4 protein-coding genes are annotated in these 6,248 nt (G+C 72.1%); 2 read left to right on the forward strand and 2 right to left on the reverse strand.

The annotated features are described in order from the left end of the window. Nucleotides 1-255 precede the first annotated feature (255 nt). Nucleotides 256-2,280 (forward strand): acetoacetate--CoA ligase, encoded by a 2,025-nt coding sequence (locus FNX44_RS22375; RefSeq protein ID WP_143650590.1) that lies wholly within the window; start codon nt 256-258, stop codon nt 2,278-2,280. Between the two features lie 81 nt (nt 2,281-2,361). Then, the gene (locus FNX44_RS22380) at nt 2,362-3,306 is read left to right on the forward strand and encodes a DUF8829 domain-containing protein (RefSeq protein WP_228450114.1); all 945 of its coding nucleotides are present in this window, start codon (nt 2,362-2,364) and stop codon (nt 3,304-3,306) included. 122 nt (nt 3,307-3,428) lie between these two features. Here the strand turns inward: FNX44_RS22380 and ptsP are convergent, their stop codons facing one another. Both ptsP and FNX44_RS22390 read right to left on the reverse strand, forming a co-directional pair. Further along, nucleotides 3,429-5,099, reverse strand: coding sequence for a phosphoenolpyruvate--protein phosphotransferase (gene ptsP, locus FNX44_RS22385; protein ID WP_143650591.1), 1,671 nt, complete (start codon nt 5,097-5,099; stop codon nt 3,429-3,431). Nucleotides 5,100-5,243: 144 nt separating this feature from the next. Then, entirely contained in the window at nt 5,244-5,693 is a 450-nt protein-coding gene (locus FNX44_RS22390; RefSeq protein WP_143650592.1) for a PTS sugar transporter subunit IIA, read from the reverse strand. Between the last annotated feature and the right edge of the window lie 555 nt (nt 5,694-6,248).

The raw sequence follows: 6,248 nt of genomic DNA on the forward strand, positions 1-6,248 counted from the left end.
CCGCCGCCCCGACCAGCGGGGGACTCCAGAATCCATGGACGTCACCATGCCACCGGGAGGCCCGCGGCAACGGTCACGTTCAACTCACGTTCACCCCCACAACGCCCTTCGTTGCGGCACCACCACGCCCTCCCCGGCGGACCACTCTGGTGTCGTGGACGATCACATGGCATCGTCCACTGGAACCCCGCGTCACGCGCACACACCTCGCACGTGCGCGGAGCACGCACACGACGCGTAGAGCCGGGAGCCTCGATGAGCGCAGCGCACAGCGCAGCAGAACAGTCCCAACCCCTGTGGCGGCCGGGTCCCGAGCGGATCGAGCAGGCCCAGCTCACCCGCTTCCACCGCTGGGCCGCCGAGAGGCACGCCGCCCCCGCCCCCCGCCCGGGCGACGCCGCGACCTCCTACGCGGAACTCCAGCGCTGGTCGGTCGAGGAACTGGACACGTTCTGGCAGGCGATCGCCGAGTGGTTCGACGTCCGCTTCGCGAGCCCGTACCGCTCCGCGCTGGGCGAGGACCGGATGCCCGGCGCCACCTGGTTCCCCGGCTCCACGCTCAACTACGCCGAACACGCGCTGCGCGCCGGCGAGAACCCGGATCGCGCGCAACAGCCGGCACTGCTGCACATCGACGAGACCCAGCGGGTCACCCCGGTCAGCTGGGCCGAACTGCGCCGCCAGGTCGGCTCACTCGCCGCCGAACTGCGCACGCTCGGAGTGCGCCCCGGCGACCGGGTCAGCGGCTACCTCCCCAACGTGCCCCAGGCCGCGATCGCCCTCCTCGCCACCGCCGCGGTCGGCGCCGTGTGGACCTCCTGCGCCCCCGACTTCGGCGCCCGCAGCGTCCTCGACCGCTTCCAGCAGGTGGAACCCGTCGTGCTGTTCGCCGTCGACGGCTACCGCTACGGCGGCAAGTCCCACGACCGCGCCGAGACCGTCGCCGAGCTGCGACGCGAGATGCCCGGGCTGCGCGCCGTCGTCCACGTACCGCTGCTGGGCACCGCCGCGCCCGAGGGCGCCCTCGAATGGGACGCGCTCACCTCCGCCGACGTCGAACCGGTCTTCGAACAGGTGCCCTTCGACCACCCGCTGTGGGTGCTCTACTCCTCGGGGACGACCGGCCTGCCCAAGGCCATCGTCCAGTCCCAGGGCGGCATCCTGCTCGAACACCTCAAGCAGCTCGCGCTCCACTGCGACCTCGGCCCCGACGACCGGTTCTTCTGGTACACCTCCACCGGCTGGATGATGTGGAACTTCCTCGTCTCCGGCCTGCTCACCGGAACCACCGTCGTCCTCTACGACGGGAGCCCCGGATATCCGGGCACCGACGCCCAGTGGCGGGTCGCCGAGCTCACCGAGGCCACGTTCTACGGCACCTCCGCCGCCTATGTGATGGCCTGCCGGAAGGCCGAGGTCCACCCGGGCCGCGACCTCGACCTGTCCCGGCTGCGATGCGTGGCCACCACCGGCTCACCGCTGCCGCCCGACGGCTTCCGCTGGCTGCGGGACGAGGTGGCAGGCCCCGACGGGGACCTCTGGATCGCCTCCGTCAGCGGCGGCACCGACGTGTGCAGCTGCTTCGCCGGCGCCGTGCCCGTCCTCCCCGTCCACCTCGGCGAACTCCAGGCCGCCTGCCTGGGCACCGACCTCCAGTCCTGGGACCCGCAGGGCAAGCCCCTCGTCGACGAGGTCGGCGAACTGGTCGTCACCCGGCCGATGCCCTCGATGCCGGTCCACTTCTGGAACGACCCCGACGGCACCCGCTACCACGACAGCTACTTCGACACCTACCCCGGCGTCTGGCGCCACGGCGACTGGATCACCCTCACCTCCCGCGGCTCGGTGATCATCCACGGCCGCTCCGACTCCACCCTCAACCGCCAGGGCGTGCGCATGGGCTCCGCCGACATCTACGAGGCCGTGGAACGGCTGCCGGAGATCCGCGAATCCCTGGTCATCGGCGTCGAGGAGCCCGACGGCGGCTACTGGATGCCGCTGTTCGTCCACCTCGCCGAAGGCGCCCGCCTCGACGACCGGCTGCGCGACAAGGTGAAGACCACGATCCGCGCCGAACTCTCCCCCCGACACGTCCCCGACGAGATCATCGAGGTCAGCGCGGTACCGCACACGCTCACCGGAAAGCGCCTCGAGGTACCCGTCAAGCGCCTCCTCCAGGGCACCCCGCTGGAGAAGGCCGTGAACCCCGGCTCGGTGGACCACGTGGAACTGCTGCGCTTCTACGAGACGCTGGGCCGCGAACGCGCCGCGGCCCGCTGACCGGGCCGGGCTCCGACGCCGGTTGTCAGACCCCCTGGCTACGGTGAGTGACGACCACATCGCCTCAGCCAGGGGGAAACCATGGCACGCCGCACCTCGTCGACCACCGCCCGGAACACCCGCCGCTCACCGCGCTCCAGGCGCCGCCCGCCGCGCCGACTGCTCCGCCGCGAGGCGCCGACCACGGTCGCGCTCCTGCCCGACGAGCGGGCGTTCGCGACAATGCGCCGGTACCGCAGCTTCCGCTTCGACCGCTACGACGCCTACCGACGCGAGACTGACGGCCTGCTCCGCGCCCTCGCCGCCCGCACGGAACACGTCCGGGTCACGCTGCTCGACCCGGGCGACTACGCGCGCTACTGCGCCACCACGGGCACCGACCCCGACACGGCGGCCGCCCGCGCCCGCTACACCGCCGACCGACAACATCCCGTACTGACCTACCAAGGCCAACGACTCACCGAACTGATCGACCGCCTTCGTGCGGCCGACGCCGCCCGCCGCGCCGGGCGGAGGCCGGAGCCCGACAACCGCCCGGACCAGTCCAAGGCCCCGCCCGGCACGCTGACACCGGACCCGAGCCCCGCCCTCCGAGACGCCTGCGACCGCGCGGTCGAGCTGATCGGCGGACTGCTGCTCGGCGCCGGCGCCGGCCGACACCACCTCGTGTGCTCGGTACGGTTGCCGGACGCCGCCGGCGGCCAGTCGCTCACTGCCGCCCTGCACACCGGCGACGACCGGACCACCGGCGAGGTCGAGATCAACAGGGAGGCGGCCCTGGCACTCGCCCTCGTACTCGCCGCCGGAATCACCACGCTGGGCACCGGCGGCGTGGTGCTGCGAAGCACCCACCGGGAAAGCGAGGTCGTACACGGCTGGCGGCTGGTCGGCAGCCGACTGCGCCCGCTCACCACCGCCGAGGTCTTCACCGCCTACTGCACCGACCCGTACACCGGAGAACCCCTCGCCCCGGAACCCGGCGTGGAACACCGCGCCGGCTTCTTCCTGCCGGACGCCGACCGATGAACGCCGACCGATGAACGCCGACAGACGACGACCGGCCGCCCCGCGCACTGCGCGGGGCGGCCGGTCGGAGGGTCGACAGACCTACGGGCCGACGGCCGGGTCGGGCGGCCGGGCCCGTGCGGTCACTCCCCCGAGAGCACCGCCTGCGCGGCGCGCCTGGCCTCCTCCGCGCTGTCCGCCGCACGGGCGGCCGAGGCGGCCCGCTCGCACTGCGCCAGCGTGTGCTTGGCCAGGGTCGCCCGCACATACGGGATGGCCGCCGCGCCCATGGACAGGCTGGTCACGCCGAGACCGGTCAGCACACAGGCCAGCAGCGGATCGGCAGCGGCCTCACCGCACACCCCGCAGCTCTTGCCTTCGGCCTTGGCCGCCTCCGCCGACAGCGCCACCAGGTCGAGCAGCGCCGGCTGCCACGGGTCCTGAAGCCGCGAGACCGCGCCGACCTGCCGGTCGGCCGCGAAGGTGTACTGGGCCAGGTCGTTGGTGCCCAGCGACAGGAACTCGACCTCCTGCAGCACCGAGCGCGCCCGCAGTGCCGCCGACGGGATCTCCACCATCGCGCCGAACTTCGCCTGGAGACCGGCCTCCCGGCACGCGTCGGCGAACGCCTTGGCGTCCGCGCGGTCCGCCACCATCGGCGCCATGACCTCCAGGTACACCGGCAGACCCTCGGCGGCCTTGGCCAGCGCGGTGAGCTGCGTGCGCAACACCTCCGGGTGGTCGAGCAGGGTGCGCAGACCGCGCACGCCCAGCGCCGGGTTCGGCTCGTGGGCGGGAGTGAGGAAGTCCAGCGGCTTGTCCGCGCCGGCGTCCAGCACCCGGACCACCACCCGGCCCTCGGGGAAGGCCTCCAGTACCTGGCGGTAGGCCGCGACCTGCTTCTCCTCGGAAGGAGCGCTCTTGCTGTCGTCCAGGAACAGGAACTCCGTGCGGAACAGGCCCACACCCTCCGCACCGGCCTCAAGCGCCGCCGGCACATCCGCCGGACCGCCCACGTTCGCCAGCAGCGGCACCTTGTGACCGTCGGACGTGGCACCAGGGCCACTGGCCGCAGCCAGCGCGGCCTTGCGCTCCTCGGCGGCCCTGGCGAGCGCCGCCCGCTCCTCCTCGTCGGGGTTCACCACCACGTCACCGGTGCTGCCGTCGACGGCGACGACCGTACCCTCGACAAGCTCACCGGCGCCGGGCAGTGCCACCACGGCGGGAACGCCGAGTGCCCGGGCCAGGATGGCGCTGTGGCTGGTCGGCCCGCCCTCCTCGGTGACAAAGCCGAGCACCAGCGCCGGGTCGAGCAGCGCCGTGTCGGCCGGCGCCAGGTCGCGGGCGACCAGCACAAACGGTTCGTCACTGTCCGGTACGCCGGGCATCGGCACACCCAGCAGGCGGGCCACGATCCGGTTGCGCACGTCGTCCAGGTCGGCGACCCGACCGGCGAAGTACTCACCGGCCCCGGCCAGCAGCGCCCGATAGGCCGCGAACGCGTCGTACACCGCCCGCTCGGCCGTGCTGCCCACCGTGATGCGCCGGTCCACGTCGGCCAACAGCTCGGGGTCCTGCGCCATCAGCGCCTGCGCCTCCAGCACCGCCTGCGCCTCACCGCCGGCCAGGTTGCCGCGCGCGTTGAGGTCGGCGGCCACCGCCTCCACGGCCTGCCGGGCCCGCTGCTGCTCCCGCTCGGTGTCGTCCGGGTCGATCTGCTTGGCCGGCGGTTCGAGCACCGCGGTCCCCATGTGGCGTACCTCGCCGATCGCCACACCGTGGCTCACACCGACGCCTCGAAGCTTTGCGTCCATCTCACCCGTCTCCGGTCCGTGCGGTGGCTGCCCACCGCCGTCGTGCTATTCGTGTCGCGGGCCACGGCGCTGTGGCCCGCTCGTAGGGCTGTCTCATAGGGGAGGCCTGGTCGGATCCGGTTCCTGGTCGGACCCGGTCACTGGTCAGATCCAGTTGAAGAGTGTGTCGCCGCTGCGCACGGCCGAGTCCATCAGTACGTCCGACAGGGCGTCGGCGGTCGCCTCCAGCGCCACCACCGGACACACCGCCGACTTGCCCGCCCGGACGACGGCGGCCGGATCCCACCGCACGACCGGGTCGCCGCGGCGCACCGTGTCGCCCTTCGCGGCCACCAGCTCGAAGCCGTCGCCGTTGAGCTGGACGGTGTCGATACCAAGGTGGGTGAGGACCCCGTGCCCGAGCGGGTCCACCACCACGAAGGCGTGGGGATGAAGGGAGACGATGATGCCGTCGACCGGCGCCACGGCCACGGTGGGCTCGGGAAGCGGATCCACGGCGGTACCGGGCCCCACCATGGAGCCGGAGAACACCGGGTCGGGCACTGCCGCGAGTCCGATGACACGTCCGGCGAGCGGGGACGTCACGGTGGTCATGGGAAGCCTCCCAAGGGGCGAGTACGTGCTGGCACGTGGCTCCCACGTGCGCGGGCGCGTGCCGTCCGAGAAGCCTAAGTCATCGGAAGCGTTGATTCCGGACAGTCGCGAGAGCACCGGGCCGAGCGACGGGACCAGCCGGAAGACGCCCGCGACCAGCGGGGAAGACACCCGTCAGACCGGGGGCGCCACGGGCCCCGAGAGGCCTGCGGCCGACGGCGGGGAATCGATTTGCCTCGGTCCGACGGGGCCTGTACTGTCATACCCCTGCCCGGCGCCGAGAGCGCGGGCGGCACCCGACTAATCTCCTCTCTGCGATACAGGGCAATGCTGGCGTGCGAACGTCGGCGTGGTGCTTTGTGGTGGAAGAGGGGAATCGGATTTCGAATCCGGGCCGGAAACGGAACGGAAAAGAGTCTGATAGAGTCGGAAACACCGAAGGGAAGCGCCCGGAGGAAGCCCGGAAGGGAATCCGAAGGAAGCGTCCGTTCCTTGAGAACTCAACAGTGTGCCAAAAGTCAACGCCAGATATGTTGATACCCCGTCCTTCCACTT

The sequence above is a fragment of the Streptomyces alkaliterrae genome, from assembly GCF_007097205.2.
Lineage (GTDB): Bacteria > Actinomycetota > Actinomycetes > Streptomycetales > Streptomycetaceae > Streptomyces > Streptomyces alkaliterrae.

Excerpts from the sequence above, each read along its gene's own strand:
- FNX44_RS22375 (WP_143650590.1), top strand. The coding sequence starts at position 256 with ATGAGCGCAGCGCACAGCGCAGCAGAACAGTCCCAACCCCTGTGGCGG.
- ptsP (WP_143650591.1), bottom strand. The coding sequence starts at position 5,099 with ATGGACGCAAAGCTTCGAGGCGTCGGTGTGAGCCACGGTGTGGCGATC.
- FNX44_RS22390 (WP_143650592.1), bottom strand. The coding sequence starts at position 5,693 with ATGACCACCGTGACGTCCCCGCTCGCCGGACGTGTCATCGGACTCGCG.
- FNX44_RS22380 (WP_228450114.1), top strand. The coding sequence starts at position 2,362 with ATGGCACGCCGCACCTCGTCGACCACCGCCCGGAACACCCGCCGCTCA.